This is a genomic window from Haladaptatus rarus (assembly GCF_054177585.1).
Genome location: NZ_JBPEHG010000016.1, coordinates 1 through 18389, shown reverse-complemented (window position 1 = coordinate 18389; position 18389 = coordinate 1). Strand labels below are relative to the sequence as shown.

General features: G+C 55.4%; 17 protein-coding genes. 7 read left to right on the top strand and 10 right to left on the bottom strand.

Annotated features, from left to right (window positions below; genetic code table 11):
- Positions 1–270: 270 nt before the first annotated feature.
- On the bottom strand, positions 271–831 hold the full coding sequence (locus tag ACR3FE_RS22945) for a sensor domain-containing protein (RefSeq protein WP_458210106.1): 561 nt from the start codon (positions 829–831) through the stop codon (positions 271–273).
- 242 nt (positions 832–1073) lie between these two features.
- Between ACR3FE_RS22945 and ACR3FE_RS22940 the strand changes: the two genes are divergently transcribed.
- Both ACR3FE_RS22940 and ACR3FE_RS22935 read left to right on the top strand, forming a co-directional pair.
- A complete protein-coding gene (locus ACR3FE_RS22940) occupies positions 1074–1982 on the top strand; it encodes a haloalkane dehalogenase (protein ID WP_458210105.1) in 909 nt (302 codons plus the stop codon).
- A gap of 162 nt (positions 1983–2144) precedes the next feature.
- The gene (locus tag ACR3FE_RS22935) at positions 2145–3251 is read left to right on the top strand and encodes a nitrilase-related carbon-nitrogen hydrolase (RefSeq protein ID WP_458210103.1); all 1107 of its coding nucleotides are present in this window, start codon (positions 2145–2147) and stop codon (positions 3249–3251) included.
- 144 nt (positions 3252–3395) lie between these two features.
- Here the strand turns inward: ACR3FE_RS22935 and ACR3FE_RS22930 are convergent, their stop codons facing one another.
- The gene (locus ACR3FE_RS22930) at positions 3396–4865 is read right to left on the bottom strand and encodes an arylsulfotransferase family protein (RefSeq protein WP_458210102.1); all 1470 of its coding nucleotides are present in this window, start codon (positions 4863–4865) and stop codon (positions 3396–3398) included.
- Positions 4866–5149: 284 nt separating this feature from the next.
- Here ACR3FE_RS22930 and ACR3FE_RS22925 point away from each other — a divergent pair, with 284 nt between their 5' ends.
- Together ACR3FE_RS22925 and ACR3FE_RS22920 are read left to right on the top strand one after the other, a co-directional pair.
- Positions 5150–6460: a cytochrome P450 gene (locus ACR3FE_RS22925; protein ID WP_458210101.1), complete on the top strand. Its 1311-nt coding sequence runs from the start codon at positions 5150–5152 to the stop codon at positions 6458–6460.
- A gap of 84 nt (positions 6461–6544) precedes the next feature.
- Positions 6545–7567: a threonine ammonia-lyase gene (locus ACR3FE_RS22920; RefSeq protein ID WP_458210099.1), complete on the top strand. Its 1023-nt coding sequence runs from the start codon at positions 6545–6547 to the stop codon at positions 7565–7567.
- 60 nt (positions 7568–7627) lie between these two features.
- Here the strand turns inward: ACR3FE_RS22920 and ACR3FE_RS22915 are convergent, their stop codons facing one another.
- The gene (locus tag ACR3FE_RS22915) at positions 7628–8833 is read right to left on the bottom strand and encodes an outer membrane protein assembly factor BamB family protein (RefSeq protein WP_458210097.1); all 1206 of its coding nucleotides are present in this window, start codon (positions 8831–8833) and stop codon (positions 7628–7630) included.
- A 170-nt stretch (positions 8834–9003) separates the two neighbouring features.
- Positions 9004–10179 carry a universal stress protein gene (locus ACR3FE_RS22910; RefSeq protein ID WP_458210095.1) on the bottom strand — a complete coding sequence of 392 codons (1176 nt, stop codon included), beginning with the start codon at positions 10177–10179 and terminating at the stop codon, positions 9004–9006.
- Between the two features lie 120 nt (positions 10180–10299).
- Between ACR3FE_RS22910 and ACR3FE_RS22905 the strand changes: the two genes are divergently transcribed.
- Positions 10300–11061, top strand: coding sequence for an SIMPL domain-containing protein (locus tag ACR3FE_RS22905; RefSeq protein ID WP_458210094.1), 762 nt, complete (start codon positions 10300–10302; stop codon positions 11059–11061).
- 122 nt (positions 11062–11183) lie between these two features.
- On the opposite strand, the gene ACR3FE_RS22900 is transcribed toward ACR3FE_RS22905, so the two are convergent.
- Positions 11184–11543: a DUF7344 domain-containing protein gene (locus tag ACR3FE_RS22900; RefSeq protein ID WP_458210093.1), complete on the bottom strand. Its 360-nt coding sequence runs from the start codon at positions 11541–11543 to the stop codon at positions 11184–11186.
- Between the two features lie 251 nt (positions 11544–11794).
- Between ACR3FE_RS22900 and ACR3FE_RS22895 the strand changes: the two genes are divergently transcribed.
- Complete coding sequence (locus ACR3FE_RS22895) at positions 11795–11995, top strand: DUF7835 family putative zinc beta-ribbon protein (RefSeq protein ID WP_458210092.1); 201 nt, start codon at positions 11795–11797, stop codon at positions 11993–11995.
- 14 nt (positions 11996–12009) lie between these two features.
- Positions 12010–12240, top strand: coding sequence for a DUF7563 family protein (locus tag ACR3FE_RS27820; RefSeq protein ID WP_472850194.1), 231 nt, complete (start codon positions 12010–12012; stop codon positions 12238–12240).
- 89 nt (positions 12241–12329) lie between these two features.
- Here the strand turns inward: ACR3FE_RS27820 and ACR3FE_RS22885 are convergent, their stop codons facing one another.
- The 5 genes from ACR3FE_RS22885 to ACR3FE_RS22865 form a co-directional block, all read right to left on the bottom strand.
- Positions 12330–13013 (bottom strand): helix-turn-helix domain-containing protein, encoded by a 684-nt coding sequence (locus tag ACR3FE_RS22885; RefSeq protein ID WP_458210091.1) that lies wholly within the window; start codon positions 13011–13013, stop codon positions 12330–12332.
- A 141-nt stretch (positions 13014–13154) separates the two neighbouring features.
- The gene (locus ACR3FE_RS22880; RefSeq protein ID WP_458210090.1) at positions 13155–14381 is read right to left on the bottom strand and encodes a right-handed parallel beta-helix repeat-containing protein; all 1227 of its coding nucleotides are present in this window, start codon (positions 14379–14381) and stop codon (positions 13155–13157) included.
- A 209-nt stretch (positions 14382–14590) separates the two neighbouring features.
- The gene (locus ACR3FE_RS22875; protein ID WP_458210088.1) at positions 14591–15043 is read right to left on the bottom strand and encodes a cupin domain-containing protein; all 453 of its coding nucleotides are present in this window, start codon (positions 15041–15043) and stop codon (positions 14591–14593) included.
- A 495-nt stretch (positions 15044–15538) separates the two neighbouring features.
- Positions 15539–17197, bottom strand: coding sequence for an ArnT family glycosyltransferase (locus ACR3FE_RS22870; protein ID WP_458210086.1), 1659 nt, complete (start codon positions 17195–17197; stop codon positions 15539–15541).
- 307 nt (positions 17198–17504) lie between these two features.
- On the bottom strand, positions 17505–18389 hold an 885-nt coding region (locus tag ACR3FE_RS22865; RefSeq protein ID WP_458210085.1), incomplete at its 5' end, for an FAD-binding oxidoreductase.

Here is an 18389-nt window from a genome sequence, read left to right as displayed (position 1 = left end):
TCGAGACACCAATACGCTCCTTTCGACCCATCGCCAGTGCCGCCACCCCGGTTTGCCGACTCGGTCGAAGCTTCAAAGACATTTTTCACCGTGCTAAAGATTCCCATGATGGCTGGTACTTTCTGAGTTGATAAAAAGTCAGGGGCGTGTGTGCTCGTCGATTGCACAACCACAGTTATCGTACTCGATCAGGGGATGAATCGCCGTCTCGTCGGTTTTCACACCTACATCGACGATGCAGTTCGACAGGAAGACCGTTTCTGAGACTGCCTATCGTGTGTCCGTCCCGGACAGGAGATAGCGAGCGAGGTATCCCGACGCCGACGCCGCGAGATTCGTAAGGTAGAGCGAGGCGATGCCGACTCCCAGACCGAGTGGTACGGCGACCAGCGCCTCGGCAAGTGTGTCGATGTCCCACCAGCCGAGGTTCAGGCCACCCCACGGGTTCGCGTAGTGGAGCGGTGCAGTTACGAGGCCGACGGTGAGCGCGAAGGCAGTCACGATCAGCACGAACGACGCAATACCGAGGGGGAATTTGAGGAAGAGGAAGAACAGTCCCTTCCACGTCGTCGCGTCGACGAGAATGGTCTTGACTCGGGGCCAGAGCTCCTCGTGGGTGTCCATTCGCTCTGGCTTGGGAATCTCCACGTCGAGGAGTCTGATAGCCAGATTGCGTTCGAACGCCGCGAGGATGCGAGAACCGACGATGACGCCGAGCAGGAGCGGAATTCCGATGAGAGTGATGCTCAGGCCGATTCCGAGCGCGAAACCGGTGATCAGAGTAACGAAATATATCAGGCCGAGCGGGAAAGCCAGGCCCAGGTAGAGCAAGTTCTGATACGTCTTTCGTTGCCCGATTACAGAAATTGGGGACGGGAACGTTGACCCGGACGAGTATGTTCGCGTGTCTTTCGGAGATCCCATAATAATCGTCTCTACTCGAAAGATGACGCGTGGGATTATAAAAATTCTAGATAGTTGATAGCACGACGGGGGACGACGAACGGAGTAACGTATGATCGAACTCTTCGGGGGTGAATGTTTTGTTACTGCGCCCTGCTATCAGAGTACAAATGTCCTTGACCAGCACACCAGACGAACGCTTCGACGATCTCCCCGAATTTCCGTACGACCCGCAGTACGTCGAGGTCGACGGCGCGAACATGGCCTACGTAGACGTGGATGCGGACGAGCGTGCGGATGACGACGCAGACGAGACGTTCCTCTGTCTGCACGGCGAACCGACGTGGTCGTATCTCTACCGCAAGATGGTCCCGACGCTCTCTGAACGTGGGCGAGTAGTGGCACCCGATTTCATCGGATTCGGTCGTTCCGACAAATACGACGAGATCGAAGCGTACAGCTTCGGCCGTCACTACGACCAGTTGACGACGTTCGTCGACGCACTCGACCTGCAAAACATCACCTTGGTCTGCCAGGACTGGGGTGGTCTGCTCGGGTTGACTCTGGCGATGAACCACCCCGAACGCTTCGCACGATTGGTGCCGATGAACACTGGTCTCCCGGACGGTACTCAGGAGATGGCAGACGAGTGGCTAGCGTTCAGGGACTTCATCGAATCCACCGAGAACCCGGACATCGGACGGATGGTTCAAAACGGCTGCGTCACCGAGTTAGACGAAACGACGAAAGACGCTTACCGCGCCCCCTTCCCCGACCAGCCATCGAAGGCTGGGGCACGGGCGTGGCCACTACTCGTCCCCACAGACCCCGAGATGGAGGGTGCCGCCGAGATGCGAGCTGCCGCGAAGCGACTGTCGGAGTGGGAGAACCCGGCATTCGTCCTGTTCGGCGACTCCGATCCCATCTTCCGGGAGGTTCGTGACCCCCTGCGCGAGTCGATTCCGACGGCGACCGAACAACCGGACGTGTGGGCCGAGAACGCCGGGCACTTCCTGCAAGAGGATGCGGGCGAACGGATCGCCGAGCGTATCGTCGACTTTGTCGATCGGACATCGTGAATTGCCGTCGGGTCAAGCCCCGGGGTATTCTCCTCGTCCGCAGATAAACTCCCCCGACCGCTCGTGTTTTTCGAAGCGTCGGTGGTCACCTGTCGATCTCTGACCAATGGTATCGCCCCACATTATTATATCTCGTCCACCGGTGTGTATAATCGAGCATCGATGGCGAAGATCGAACAATACACGGCGGTTGGTCTCTCCCCAACCGTTTGGGGCGCGACAGAACGCGGCGATATCCAGACGAACCTCGACCATATCCACGACAATCTCAAGGCAGCGACGTGGTTGAGTGGTCTCGAACTGCCGGTGAAGCTCGCGGTCATCCCCGAAGGAGCACTTCAGGGATTCACCGACGAAGTCATGGACATGGATCACGCGACGTATGCAGACGAGATCGCGATAGACATCCCTGGCGACGAGACCGACACGCTCGGTGAATATGCCAAGGAGTTCGAGACGTACATCGTCGCCTCAGCGAAGGAGAAAGCTGAACCGAAGTTCCCGAACAAGTTCTTCAACACGGCGTTCATCATCGACCCAGACGGTGAGTTGATTCTGAAACATCGGAAGGTGACGCCGCTCCTCCCGGTCGAGCGGTCGGTCAGTCCGCACGACGTCTGGGATGCGTGGGTCGACGAACACGGCAGAGATCTCGATGCGTTCTTCCCGGTCGCCGACACCGATATCGGGCGTCTCGGTATCTCGTTGGCAATCGAAGGCGCGTACCCTGAGTACGTTCGCGGCCTTGCGATGAATGGCGCAGAAGTCATCTGCCGTATCTCGTGTCCCGAACCCCTCGTTGCCAACGACGGATGGCGGATCCAGAATCGCGCCCGGGCGCTCGACAACACAGCGTACCTCGTTGCGCCGAATCTGGGCACCTACTATCTGACACCGGACGAGGAGACCCCAGTCGACACATTCGGTGGTGGGTCGATGGTCGTCAACCATCGAGGTGACATCCTCGCCGAGCACGACTACGGTGCCGGATCCTCGTACGTCGGTGCCCCCATCGATATCGAAGGGTTGCGAGAACACCGCACTCGATCTCCGCTCACCAACTGGTTGAAAGACCTTCGGACTGAACTGTGTCAGGTCATCTACGACCGGGAGTTATACCCGAAAAACAGGTATCTCGATACGCAACCACCTCACCACGAGGAGTACGCCGAAGAAGTCACGCAGGCACGTATCGACCACATGATCGAACAGGATATCTGGGTGCCACCATATCAGGATCGAGACGAAGCGAACGAATCGACGGACTGAGCGTCTCGATTTCTTTGGTCGTGGATACAATCAGTCGATAAATAAACAAACACCGTTCGCAACGTTTCTCTGGGACTCCTCGAAATGATCGTTCGGACAAAAGAGAAGATGAGGAGAAAGCCCACGATCGGTCGTGGGAGGATGTCACTCTCGACTCGTTGGCTCTTCACTTGGACTGCTGTGCGTCGTCGAACTACGTTGGCGGATATACCACCGCGTCTCGAAGCCAGCCCAGATGAGGGCGACTATCCCACCGAACACGATAGCGAATACTTCTGGAACACCCATCCAGACGGGCGTGATATACATCAGTCCGTTCAGATATTTTCCGGGGATGAGACCTTTCATGGCGATCCAGAACTGATCGCCCAGGTTTCCGGAGCGCGAGGTGATGGTGGCGGACTTCGCGCTCGGACCATTCGTAGATTCATCACCAGTTTCGAGGCGCTCCACTTCGTACGGGAAGGCGATATTGAGCTGCCAGACGACGTCTCCGTTCTTGTCGACTTCGAAGACCCGATTGCCGTTCGAGTCCGCGATCAGAGTGTGGCCATTCGGAAGGCGGTCGGCATCCCGTGGCCACTGCATCCGAGCGTCTCGCCAGATCCACGTCTGCTTCCAATTACCGTCACTCCCGCGCTGGTACTCCACGACGCGATTGTTTTCGCTATCCCCGACGATCGCCGCAGGACCACCATTGGACGAATTGATGAAGTCGGGATTGTGTTGCTCGTAGAGTATGCCGTAGTTGTCCTCTTCACCGAGGGTCTGTTCCTTGACGACGGTGCGGCCGTCCGGGGAGATGAACGCCACACGATCAAGGTTCCGCATACTCACCATGATGCGCCCATCATCGAGGACTTCCACATCGTTGATGTGTGACCAATCCTTGGGGAACGGGCCACCGGTGTTCGAGGGGTCGTAGGCATCAGAGGCATTCCAACGCCACGCGATTTCGTCGGTTTCTGTGTTGACGACGAACACGCCGTCGAAGTAGATGTCAGCAACCGCGATGTGGGTATCGTTGAGACGGTCGACGTCGTGGTATCGCGTCGCCTCTTTCCCTGGCGTGTGGTGGCCCCATATCTTCGTGACTTCCCCAGTGGTGAGGTTCACGCGTTCGACGCCGTTGTAGGTACAGGCGTTCACATCACCGTGTGTCTCGTAGTAGGTGTTCCACGTCTCTTTGCTGACGCCGTACTCACTGGGCTTCCACTCGTTATCACTCGGGCACTCGGAGCCGCTCCGATGGTCGGCATAGGAGTACTCGACCGTCGTTGTCGTCCCCTCGACGGGGTCGACGTCCCAGTAGCGCGTGTGGGTATCGTTGTAGTACCGCACCGTTCCGTTCGGGTTGAGTGCGACGAGTTCGGCTCTGGCCCGAGGCCCCTCGCTGGCCTCTCCTCGCCAGGAGTTCGAATCTGTCGCGATAACCGTAATACCATCTGCTTCGGAGGCGACTTTTGCCTCTCGATCGACACTGTGTCCGTCGATGTGAGATTCGAACGTCGAATCCGTCCCTGACGTCGCTACCCCGTAGCCGACCGTCGCGGTGGATAGTATGAGGAGGGTTGCGAACAGGGTCCGAAAATGACGCTTTGAAACTGAGATCATTGGTTTCGTTGGTCTGCCATTTTCGTCGACCCAAATCGGATCACGATCGTGATGGAGGACGATATGGCATGCAAAATCGTCGCGCTAACCTCAAAATCCTTACGAAGTCTCGAATGTAAATTCTCGCCTTCGTGACATCCTTACCCACCTAACAGGCCAGATTCTCTCACCATCGAAAAACGGAAGAACAGGTCGGTGGTGTCGCTTTGAAACTGCAATCGAGATATTCTGTGGTTCGAATCCGTCAGAATAGAATTATCAGGAGTCAGGTGCTATATCCCTCTATGGACGACAGTACACTGCCGCCAACACCGCAGGGCGTTCCACTCCTCGGTAACGGCATGGCGTTCTCGCGTAATCCGTTCGATGCGATGGAGGAATGGGCAAGTCACGATGACCTCGTCCGACTGACGTTTCCCGGTCGGCAGATGTATCTGGTGACCAGTCCCGACCTCATCAAGGAAGTGTTAGTCGAGCAGCAGTATCGGTTCACGATCGGTCGTGACCAACAGGAGATATTCAGCGGTATCGAGGATGATGCTCTGACCGCGAACACCGGCGACCGATGGAAGCGACTCCGACGGGCGCTCCAACCCGCGTTCACATGGCCCCGAGTCAACGATTACGGTATTCGAATGGCTCGACGGACTGCTGAGCACGTGGAGCGCTGGGACGAAGATCGGTGGTTCGACCTCCACCGAGAGATGCGCCTTTTGACGTTGTGGATACTGGGTGACACGCTACTCGGCGTGGATATTGAAGGGGACGAGCAGGTGATCATGGATGCCGCTGATGCGCTCATCGACCGAGCTGATCCGCAGCGGTTCGGCCAACTCCTTCCGGATTGGGTTCCCACGCCGACAGAACGACGGTTCGAACGACGAGTCGCGGCACTTGACGACTACGTCGAGGGGGTACTCGACGCACAATCCCCCGGAGATGAAGACGTCCGCTCGATTCTACTGGCGGCTCATGACCGCGGCGATCTTTCGATGCCGGAAGTCAGGGACAATCTCGTTGGCCTGTTGCTCGCCGGTCACGACTCTTCTGCTGTGACGCTCACATATGCTTGGTACGAACTGAGTCGTCATCCTGGCATCAAAGCGGAGTTGGTGGACGAGATAGACGAGGTCGTCGGCGACGCTCTCCCGACCGCCGCCGACTTCGACGCGTTGGAGCGGGTTCGACACGTCGTCAAGGAGATACTTCGGTTGTATCCGCCAGCCTGGGCAGTCAACCGTCAGGCATTGGAGACGGTGACTCTGGGCAACTATACGATTCCTGCAGGTGCCCAGTTGACGATTCCGCAGTGGGTGGTGCACCGCGACGAACGCTTCTGGAAGAACCCGGAGACGTTCGACCCCCACCGATGGGCACGCGAGGAGACACGCCCGGAATACGCTTACTTTCCGTTCAGCGGTGGGCCACGCCATTGCATCGGGATGCGGTTTGCCCGTCTCGAACTGACGATGGCACTCGCGACGATGGTTTCGCGAGTCAATCTCAAGGTGAGGGCCGAGGGGCCACTGACGTTCCGTCCGTCGCTGACCCTCCGTCCGACGGTCGACATCGAAGCGAGCGCGAGTCGTCGGTGACTCGTCGATGTCGAATACAGATCGTTTCGACGCTGTCTCCCCACCGTTCACGCTTAACATACTCGCGCTCATATCGACGAGACGATGCCATCCTACGAGCCGGTCGAATCTCCCGACAAGACGACTATCTTCTCGTATCACGACCTGACCCCACCCACGACCCGCGAGATATTCGAAGCGCAGCGAATCGTCAGACAGTATCTCCCGCGAACCCCGTTAGTACGCAGTGAGAGTCTTTCAGCCGAGCTCGACGCTGCGGTCTATCTCAAACGTGAGGACACGCTTCCAACGCGGTCGTTCAAGATTCGCGGGTTCTACAACCTCGTCGCCGACCTCGATTCGGAGTTTCGTCAGAAGGGCCTGATCACGTCGAGTATGGGAAACCACGGCCAAGGGATGGCGACAGCTGCACGCGAGTTCGATATCCCGGCAGTCATCGTCGTTCCAGCAACACTCGAGAATCCGACAAAAATCAACAGTATGGAACGGCTCGGTGCTACCGTCATCCAACACGGCCAGGATTTCGATGAGGCCCGCGAATACGCCGAGCAACAGGCAGCCGAAGAAGGCTACCGATACGTTCACGCTGGGAACGAGCCTCACTTGATCGCCGGTCGCGCCAGCGCTGGCCTCGAGGTGATGGAAGACTGTCCCAAAGTGGACGCTGTAATCAATCCCATTGGTGGTGGGAGCAGTGCCGCAGCATACGCACTCACGGTCGGGAAACTTCTCGGTGCTGATGTCATCGGCGTTCAAGCTGCGGGGGCAGATGCTGTTTACCGGGCGTGGGATGAGGGAATCATCGAACTCCAATCCCAGGCCGACACGTTCGCTGAGGGAATCAAGACGCGAACGCCCTTTGCCCTCCCACTCGATATTCTACAGGAACACCTGACGGATATGGTGCTCGTCGAGGACGACGACTTGCGGGCCGCTATCCAACGGCTCCTCGTCGACGATGCAGTCTTGGCCGAGGGAGCGGCCGCTGCCGGTGTTGCAGCCGCCCTTCAGTTGGGCGAGGAACTCGCGGGGAAGACGGTCGTGTTGCCGATTACGGGAAGCAACCTCTCCGCGGATAGACTGCAAGATATCCTCGTTGACCGGTGAGCAAGGCGAGGGGATCTACCTGTCACAGCGTGGATGTCGTTTCCGGTGCTTATCGCGAACCTACGCAGGATCGAAGACGTGAACCTTGTCAGTCCCGTTCTCACTGCTTGTGACGGTTATCAAGGCGCCATCAGCGATGGTTAGGCCACCGACAGGGGTGCCATCGAGGCTGTGGTGCCAGCGTTTATTCGGATTCTTAGACAGAAGCCCACCACCCTCTCCGAGGGGGTACGCAGCCAGATAGCCCCTCGGAGACGAATCGTCGACTGTCGCACCGACGTAGAACGTGTCACCGGCACCTGCAGGTGCACAACCGTAGTTTCCGGACTTCGTCCATTGTTTCTTCCCTTCTCTCGTCTTAATCTCTGCGAGTTGTGCAAGATTCATGCCGATAACGTGCGAAGGTGTGACGACGAAATCGTTGGCAGTGAAGTTCGCTCGCCAGTCACTCGTCCCAGCATGGGCACCGTTCCGTAGTTCGTAGGTGTAATTGCCGAAGGCGGAAACGACGACCGACCCGTCTTCTGTGACGGCGATGTCCTGGACGCCCCCTGCGATACGGCGTTGCCAGAGCGGATAGAACACATCTTCACTGTCGTAGAATTCGTACACTTGACCACCGTTCGTCCCGACGACGACCGTGTATCTGTGCGCTGGCGTTGCGAGAGCAGTCACTTCTCCGATGACATCGTGTGTGTGCTTGACGGTTCCATCGGACTTATTGATGACATACAGCCGCCCAGTGTCGTCACCTGTATAGACCACCTTGCCATCCGGACTGGGGAAAACACCAGCTTCGATACTTCCACGGGTGTCGAGAGACCACTGTACGTCGCCTGATTTCGGGTCGAGTGCCCAGAGGCCATCCTTTCCTTCCATTCCGACATAGACAGTTCCACCGGAGACAGTCGGTGGACGAGTCCAGGGCTGGTCGGTTGGAGCAAAGGTCCACTGTCTGGAGCCGGTCGCCAGATTGAATGCGGTGAGTCCGTCAACCGTTGCGACGTAAACGGTTTCGTTTGCGACAACTGGTCTCGTACGTGCACCTGAGATGGGTGCACTCCATCGGTTCGAGATACCGTTACGTGGGCCGAGCGCGTCAGGATTGTATGCGGTCGACCTGCGGTCGTAATCCGGAAATCGCCATTCGGTCGTCGTACTCGTCCCCTGTGCGTAGGTCGATTTCGCGTCGCTGGTACAGCCTGCCGACAAGGTGGTGAGGCCAGCGGTCGCGCCGACGATGAAGTTCCGTCTGGTGGAGGGCATCGTTTGAATTGTCACTGTCTTCATTTAAAAAATTCCACCACCCAATTTCCAATAGAACCACCCTGGACACCCGAGGTGTGCGACTCCCTCCTAACCGAGACGATCGAAGTTGAGGATGCGGTCGTCGAAACACCCTCTGAACCGGTTCTCAAGAACGATAGTCTCAAATGTTACTCTGCTGAATATCGTCGAAACTGATTCATGCTACTGGTTTCCACGTCACCGAAAAGCCAGCGGGCGAACCCCGACGTCTTTCCAGTGTACTGTTTCGCCAGTAATGTTGTGGACATCGATTTTTGCCGAATCGCCTCGGATATCGAGCCGAATATCTGCCGTTCGAGGAGACTTTTCGTCGGCGCCCCGAGAACAGTAACGTCATAGGCCGTCGATTGCTCGACGATCGTTTCTGGGACGCTCTCGGCTTCAAGCACGTTCAGTTCAACGGCTTCGACGTTATCAAGAATCTGTGACGTAGCATCCAATATTTCACTTGCGACTGATTGTTCGTCATCTGATGCAGTTGGCGGAACAACGTGAACAACGTCCACTGATGCACCAGCTGCGTGAGCGAGGACACGGGCGGTCTCGACGGAAAGTCCTAAGTGTGGGCCACTGCTTACCGAGAGTAAGATTTGCTGTGCTTGAATTGGTGACTCCGTCCCGCAATGAACGAATACATCACAGGGAGCGTGCTCAAAAAGCTTCTCGTACTCGCTTCCACGAAATAATCGAAGTCGCTGTGATGATTGCCTTCCCATCCCCAATAACAAAGCGTCACAGTTATTCTTTGTGAGTTGATCACAAACAGCCTGTGTTTCTCGGTGAGCGAGGCAAAAAATCCCTCGTACAGGAACGTTTATTCGATCGGAAGTCAATCGCCGCCAAGAATCAAACTTTTCTCCCTTCTTCTGAATCGACTGATTTTTCCGTGCTAAATCGAGTGGCGTCTGACCGGGAACCGTGACGACAGTTAACAGGAGAATCTCACCGTTGTATTTCCCGGCAATGGCTTCAGCGGTTTCAATGAGCTGTTCGAATTCCGGCCTACCATCTTCAGTTTGCTCGTCCCCATCAGGAAGGAGGACGGCAAGCCGGTAGCGAAGAGGCGTGATGGTATCACTCGAATTTGATACGCCACTGTATAGCTCACCTCTACGATCGACATTTATTGTCATATTGACAATCGTATCGGCCTCTATTTGCAAAGCGTTTCTGACCACTTCCTCAAAAGTCGGATGAGAGAAGATGATCTGTAAGACTTCACTATCATTTTCTCGGCGAGCTCTGGAACCGTGGATACGCCGTGTGTGACTCTTTCCTGTTTGGGGAGTTAGGAACTCGCTCACGAATACGAACGACCGCAAGTAGTATAGAATCACGTTTCGAGGCGACTGTCAAAGTATAACTTAAATTTATATTTCACTCTGCGCTACCTATTTGCGCTATTCGACAGTACTTACTGATGTATGAGACAAAAACGAATCGTCGCCCCGCTCGTGGTCGCCGTATTACTCGCGACGGCTGGCTGTCTCGGTGGCGTCGCCGGACTCGGGGAGGATAGTTCAACAGGGGCGGAACCGACCGATGGTAGCAACACGGCCGGTGCGAATTCGAAGATCAGCGTGAGTGCGACGGGCGAAGTGACCGCCGAACCGAATCTAGCGATTCTCATCGTTGGTGTCGAAGCAACCGCTGCCAACCCGGCGACTGCCCGAAAGCAGGTCGCCGAAAACGTCTCCACCATGCGAGAGGCGCTCGCGAACGTCGGTCTTGACGACGATCAAGTGACGACCCGCCACTACACTATTCGAGAGGACTACGAATCGAAGCGTGACGAAGCGACAGTGACGAGATACCGTGCGATTCACACCTTCGAAATCGAGGTCGAGAACGTCGACCAGGTCGGCACAGTGATCGAAACAACAACGGACAACGGTGCGACGAACGTCGGACGAGTTCAGTTCTCCCTCTCTGAGGAAACCCGCTCAGAACTCCGCGAGCAGGCACTCACGAACGCGATGAACAATGCTCGAAGCGACGCGGAGTTACTCGCCACCGGCGCGAATCTCACCATCGTCGACGTCGCATCCGTGGCCACCCATACCGGATACGTCCAGCCGTATCGAGCCGAAGCCAGTGTAGCTGCGAGCAGTGACGGGACGGGCATCGAGTCTGGGCCGGTGACGGTTACTGCACAGGTGCAAGTGACGTACAATGCAACGAGTTAACATCTAGCACCCGCGATCAAATCACGGTCTCTAATTCCTGTCACACGACGTTATACAACCAATCACCAATAGTGCCTATAGCGAAACCGCACAGTCAAACATTCGCCGAGACAGCCCATGGATTACTCGACGCGATACTCTGTTGGCCCCAATTCGGGTCGTGGCTGCAAATTCGATTCGATGGTCTCGACTTTCTCCGTGGTCGTAAAATATTCCTCACCACCGCTGTGCTGGCGCTCGATCAATCCTACTTCGATAAGTGTTGGAAGATGATCCTGCTGTAGAGCTGTGGAGATGTCTTCTAAACGACCATCTGGAACGTCAGAATCGGGGTGATCGGACTCCCACTGCGAGATCTTCCGCGTCAATTCTGCGAGTGAGACCGGACGCTCCTGTTGGCGGAGATAGCAAAGAACGTCCTGGCAGCGGGATTGATCGAGCAGTTCAACAACCGTTGCTGGTGTGTCGTTAAGATCCCTCATTTGCCATTTCCTCGATTGGAGCGGCTTCTCGATCGGAGAGTACCATCGCGAGCACCGAAAGGATATTGGTACCACTCTCTTCGACTGAAAAGACCGAGACAATTCTGCCGGTCAAGAAGAGACACAAAAGAACACCCTGCATGTGCAACGAGTACACCGACTGGGTGTCGGAAACAGGTAACCAATCGAGTGCAGGAAGCGCCTGCACACGCACAACGCGCAAACCGAGTCAATCACCGGAGCACGTCACCATGTCAACGACACAGTCGGAGTTCAAAGAAACGACGGAACAGTGCGACAACTGTGCGACGAAGACTCACCACCGCGTGTCGGTCGAACTCATCACCGAGAGTGATAAAGAGAAGAACGCTGCATTCTCGCGGGAACCATATCGCATCACAGAATGCACTCAGTGTGGTACCGAGTCACACCAACGAGTAAATAATATTTGAGGGCGTTATCAATCATGCCTCAACCACAACACACGAGACAAAGAAACGCTGGTAGCACCGATCGGCGGTGTCAGAACTGTGGCTCGTTCATCACCCCTGAGTTTGCCCGCGTCTTCGGGAATAACGATGACGACGTATTCGGCTGTTTGGAGTGTATGTCGGGCACTGACGTGAAAAACGGCAAGGCACGCGCAGAAACCATCGACACGTCAGTGACCGATGCCAAGCGTGGGCCGGTTCGATGATGTGGACAACAGGGTGACGAAACGAACAGCTCCGCCCGCTTTCCATGATGAATACTGCGATGAGCACGCGCTTCGCTACTCAACTGAGATCATTCTTGGACCGGATCGTGTTGGGAAAATTCTGCCGATCCGTCGACGAAGAGCATGTTTTTCACGAGGCTTTCGTGACCCCGGCGGAGTCGTTCCGAGATTGCCTGGTGTGAAATGTCGAGTGTACCTGCAAGGTCATCTGCAGTTGCTTCTCGTGGAATCGAGTAGTATCCGTCCTCATAGGCCTTCGTGAGCGTCTCTCGTTGGCTCTGTGTGAGGTCGAATCGGCCGTGGCGTCCCTCATTGAGTTCCCGAATCTGCTGAATCTCGAATCCCATCCCCTCCTTGCCACAATCGTCGAATGTTGAGGACACGTCATCATGGTTAGTGAATAATAGCCTAAGATTCCACACTCCGTCGCTCCCCGTCGCCCGGAGAATCATACATTTTTCGACGAGTGTTTGAATCTGGGTTTCGATTTGCTTGTTCCACTCCAATTGATAGAGACACTCAGCGTCGAATGCGCCGATCAAATCAAAATCACTCACGCTGTCATCTGCAGCAAATGCAGCTTCGACCAGTTCGCGGTCGGTTACCCCGACCCAAATAAGTGGCATAAGACACTCTTGCACACCTGCGATCACATTCTCGATGTCGAGTGTGACTGTTTCGAGGTGATGGAGTGTGTGGCCTAATACGAAATCATCAGCGGGGAGCGCGGCCCTCACAATCGTTCCGACCATTACCAAGTACTGTGTGATGAGAGAGTATACTGCTGTCGGCCAGTTTTCGGGCGATAGAGATATAGTTCGTATTCGTCGAGAATCGAGAAGACTGTGTCGGGGGTTGATTGAAGTCGTTTTATCTATTCGAACCACCGTCGGTTATCGATCCACTCGTTTTTGGCCTGGAGTCGTTTGTCTCTCCGCCGCACCCCACGACCCGGCCTTGCTAGCGGGTCGTGGTGGTGCCTTTGGGTCGGACATCGTCGGCTGGTCGTCCGGCGCTGGTTGTTCGCGCCAATCTCCACTTGGGAAGTCACCGCTTGTAGCGCGGCGCTCCTGTTTCTCGAATACCTCGGTAACCCGACTATCTCCGCTGGCCGAGTTGGACTCGATTTTCGGCGGAAGGCTGGTCGAAAACTCGTTCTGTTCGAACCGATTGCCTTGTTCGGCGGGCTTACCGAGCGCGAGATCTGCGGTTCCGGAGGCGCGAACGCGATTTTCACGAACGACGTTCCCCGACGGCGGGACGATATGTTGCTGTGCAACGATGCCGAAGTTCTCGTGATTTCGAACGGTGTTGTTCCTGATCTGGTTGTCCTTTCCGCCCCAGACGAGGATGCCCGAACCGAACGTTGGATACGTCAGCGTCTTACTGGGGGCATCAGTATTGTCGTTGTCGTGTACGAGGTTCCTGACGATCAGGGTCGACCGTTGCGGAGGGTCGATCGTGTCTAGCGTGTTCGGGACGATGCCCGCCATGTTGTGACGCCAGACCGAGTTTTCGATCGTCAGGTCGCCACCCGCACTCGTTCCCGAATACCCCATGGCGTTGCGCTCGGCGATGACATCGGAGATGACTGCCTGGAACGGGTCGTTCCGACCAAGGTAGAACCCTGCGTCTGGGTGGCCCGAGGCGTAACTGTACTCGAACCGTCCGTTACGGGAGCGGTACGCGTAGATCCCATAATTTCCATTGTTGTACGCAGTCAGGTAGCTTCCCCGGAATCCACGGACGGACGTCCAGTAAAATGCGGTGTCCGCGAAGTTGCGCGCGGTCATATTTTCGATGGCAACCCCGTCGGCCTCGACGACCATTCCATACGGTCGATCGAATCCCCCGTCCAACACGACCTGGTTGCGGTCGGTTCCACGCACGGTGATTCCCGGCGTCCATATCTCGACGTCCTCCTCGTACGTCCCCGGACTCACGAGGACGAGATCTCCCTCGCTGGCGTTGTCGACACCCTCCTGGATCGTCGGATAGTCCTCTGGAACCCGGCTGGTATCGTATGTGTCGGGAGCGTTCTGTGCGGCGGACGGCACGGTGAGTCCAGTACCCCCCGCGACGCCCACGGTTCGAAGGTAATCTCTTCGAGTTCGTTCCATTTCGCCCCACCCGTCTTCGACGTACGCGAAGCGATCGTTTTGCTCTTCGGGGCGTCGTCTTCGGTAACCGAGACGACAGTGAGGATCGTGATCAAAGTCATTCGAGGTGATGGCCCCTCCTTCACTTCGTTTTTTGTGAAATTGCACCACGGTTCTTGCAGTCCGACGAGCAGTGGTCTACGTACAGAGCGTGTTTCTCTCGCCTCCTGCTATTTTGCTTCGGCACCACATTCTGGACAGACGAGACGCTCACCTTCATCACGCAGGAACGAACGCATGTTGTCGTGTCCACACTCGGGACAGGTGTGAGAGATGCGCACGTCCTCGTGGCCGGGCGGGGCTCCCAACGCAAGTACGACTACGTCGTCGGTCGCTTCGTTCTTACCCAATTGGAACTCACCGGGGCCGAATCTGATCGCCTCACGTTCACGGACGGGTATCTCGTTGTTTGGGGTCTCGAACGTGAGTTCTCCCTCCACGACGATGAATACCTCCTCTTGATCCATGTGAGCGTGGAGTGATTCTGACATTCGTTCACCAGGGGTGAGCCGAAAGCGATTGATCGCAACGTCGGTCGTTCCCAGTGCCTCAGAGAGCCGCCACCACGTGATTTCTCTTCGATGGGCACTCGGTTCCATATCGTCGACAGAAATCCTCTCCATATGTGAGCGGTTGAATACCGATGAAAAAGGTGTTCTGGTGGCGCTTTTCAACGACGATTCGACACACAGAGATAATTTCCATTCAAAGGATTCTCGGGATCTAGCCGACGCGAATCGCCTCCAACATAACGTTCTGAAGTTCTTCGCAGAGCGTCATTTGTTCGATGATCGAGACATTGCTGAGAACTGCGATCGTGCACTTTTGCTTGCGGTCGTGCATCGCGACCGCTGAGTATCCAGGAATCGTTCCCGCTTGTCCTACCAGATCTTCACTACCGATTTGGAGGTTCCTGCACGGAACAATTCGCACTTTGAACAGATACCGAACGTCGATGTCCAAATATATTAATTCAGATATTATTGAACATTATTGATTGAGATTATGGCATACTTCAGTTCTGGACTATAGGAATATTACCAAATATATAATTGGTATCAATGTATAGTCATACTGTTTAATCATACTACCATCGAGTGGATTCCTCAATCCTCATGTTAGGATATGGCACGAATGCTTTGTCGGTTTTCTATCGGATCGGCATAGGATGCACGAATCCGCACGATCAATACTCCCTTATTTTCATACGCTATTTGGTATCGATCGCTTCGCTCGATCGACCGTCGCATGGCCCCTGACTGGTCGATGGCCGTTCCTCGAACTGTATATGTCTCTTTTGGAATGTATATGTAAGAAGGTTGTTGCTTGTGATTTTGAAGGTTGGTTGTCAAACAACGAGCAGTGGTACATTCTGAAATATCGGTATATGCATCCATCTGCTGATAATAGGCTGTCGGTGTCTTCCACTCGACACCCCATGGGCCGACGAGAATCGTTCGCTCCGTGAGATATGGGAACCACTCAGCGGCATCACCGAGAACGACGAAATCCGCATCACTCGGTGTCTCTGACTGCACCCAAGCCATCGCTGTCCTATCCTCTCGGTCGATAAATGCTGGCATCGTTGATTGGCCAGCAAATGGAACACCGGTCACGTAGATCGTCCCGAGGAGGACGAAAAGACCGAGAACCAGCACTTGAATAGTCGTTAGTGAAATCGATTGCTCGCTTGAATCGGAGAGACGTGAGCGTATTGCTGGTACCACGTCTGTCAGTCCGACTGTGAGTAGCATCACACCTGGAATGAATGCGAATCGAATCTCGTCTATCAAGAAAACAGAAATACCAAACCAGAGTGGAAGGAAAAACCGCCGCTTCACAACAAAGTAGGAGATTCCTAAGACCAGAAGTAGGTACCAGACGACGATGAATGGTGAAGTTGCAAATGGGTCGTTGAGCCGGTCGAAAAAGAGTGACAAACCCGCCCCAAGCCCTCCATGCGTTCCAGCAGCGGCTGTGAGAATATCGAGCCCATGGTTCGTGGCGACCTGAACGAGCCAGGGTGACGCGATCAATAATCCACTCCCCACAACGATGACACCATTGCGTAGGCCAGTAAGCGATCGATCTGCTGTGATGTAAAAAAGAACGTAGCTCACCCCAAAGAAGACTGAATACGTCGGATGGGTTAAAACAGTCAACCCGAAGAGAATACACGCAGGAAGTAACCACGGTCGACTTCCCTCACGGAATAGTCGAATACCGACATACAGTCCAGTGAGTAAGAGCAAGAATGCAGGTGCGCGGACGATGCCACCGGCAGAGAGATGCCATCGGAGGAGAGGAGGTGTCACAGTAGCGATAATCGCGGCGACACCTGCTCGCTTTGCCGATGGTAGAAGCTCTCGTGCTAGATAATAATAGGGAATGAAAGCGAGAGCTGTCACGACAGGAGGGAGGAAACGTGTGAGTATTACCGGCTCAAACCCGAGATTAAGAAGGATTGCAGTAACGTAGAACGCCAATGGAGGGTACGCGAATGGAATACCCCCTTCTGTGTATCCTGCAATCCGCTTTGGAAACGAGTAGCCTTGTTCCCCTATCGTTTCTGCAATTTCGAGAAAGAGGCCAGCTCCGTACGCAGGATAGGGATGCGTAAGGAGGTAAGCGCTGATAATAAAAAAAGCGACACTAAATATGGGAATCAGCTGTCGGTGGCCTGAGAAAAGATCAGAATAGATTATCGTGTGTACCTTTCTGTCGACGTATTCGAATAGTCCTTGAGATTTATCTGTATTTTTATCTTTGCTACTCATTGAGGGAGATCACGATTTGTGTATCCGGAGGACATCTCCAGAAGCAAAAGGAATTATGGCCGTAATGTTTGCCATCTCATCATTTGCTCATAATAATATAAGAAAAATACGATTTATAGTACAGTTGGGACGTGGTAGTGTTTGAAAAACGATGACGATGATGACCTTTCTCTACTCGCCCTTTTGCTCCTCGCGGAAGCAGGCGTCTCCTCTGCGGTCATCCCCACGGTAGTGGCCTCTTCCAGATCAGTTTGATCCGGTGGCATATCTTCCGCAATCTAGGTGCGGTCGACCCAAATCCTTCCGGCTAGTTGATCCTGGTTTCGGCCGGATTGACGTTCCGGTTCACCCAGAACACGTTGTCCGGATCGTATCTCGCCTTGATTTCTCGAAGCCGGTCGAAGTTGTCACGGTACGTCGCCTGGATGCGTTCATCGTCCTCGTCGGCGGTCTGGAAGTTGACATAGTTGCCGCCGGTCGAATAGGGTCTGAACCGTTCCCATGCATCGCGAACCCATCGCTGATACTCATCAGTTTTTGGCTCTGCTGGCTCCCACATCCCCGCCGCGCCATATACGAAGTGGGCGTCGCGGTTGCCGACGGCTCCGTCGTCCGGCTCATGTTTGTTGAGGGCCCCCCCGATGTGGGCGATGACCATCTGTGCCCCTGGGATGGGACACTCGCCCCCCAGGTTTCGCATGGTCGACAGGAGTTCCTCGCTCAACTCGGCGGCGAACTCGGTCTTCCAGTAGTAGTGGTTGCCCTTGGGTTGGGTCGCGTCGAGGTACGATTGCAGCTGCGTGTAGGGCTGTTCTTGGAGCAGGTTCACCACGGGCTCGCCCAGTGCTCGAATCGGGGCGAGTACCTCGTCGACGTCATCCATATCGCCGGTGTAACAGACGGCCATGGCGCAGATGCGCTTGCCGTGCCACTGCTCGGGCACGAACGGGGCCGGAGGGGCACGACGAATGAGCTGAAACACCGTCAGCTCCCGTGGTGCTTCGGCGGTGATCTCCCGATAGGCGGCGAGGACCTCGTCAGCTCGCTCGAACGGCCAGGCGATGAGTCCGCCATAGACGGTCGGGCCCACCTCGTGCAGGCGGTAAGTGAACGACGTGACGACACCGAAGTTGTGCCCAGCACCACGGATCGCCCAGAAGAGATCTTCGTTCGCCTCGCGGCTGGCCCGCCT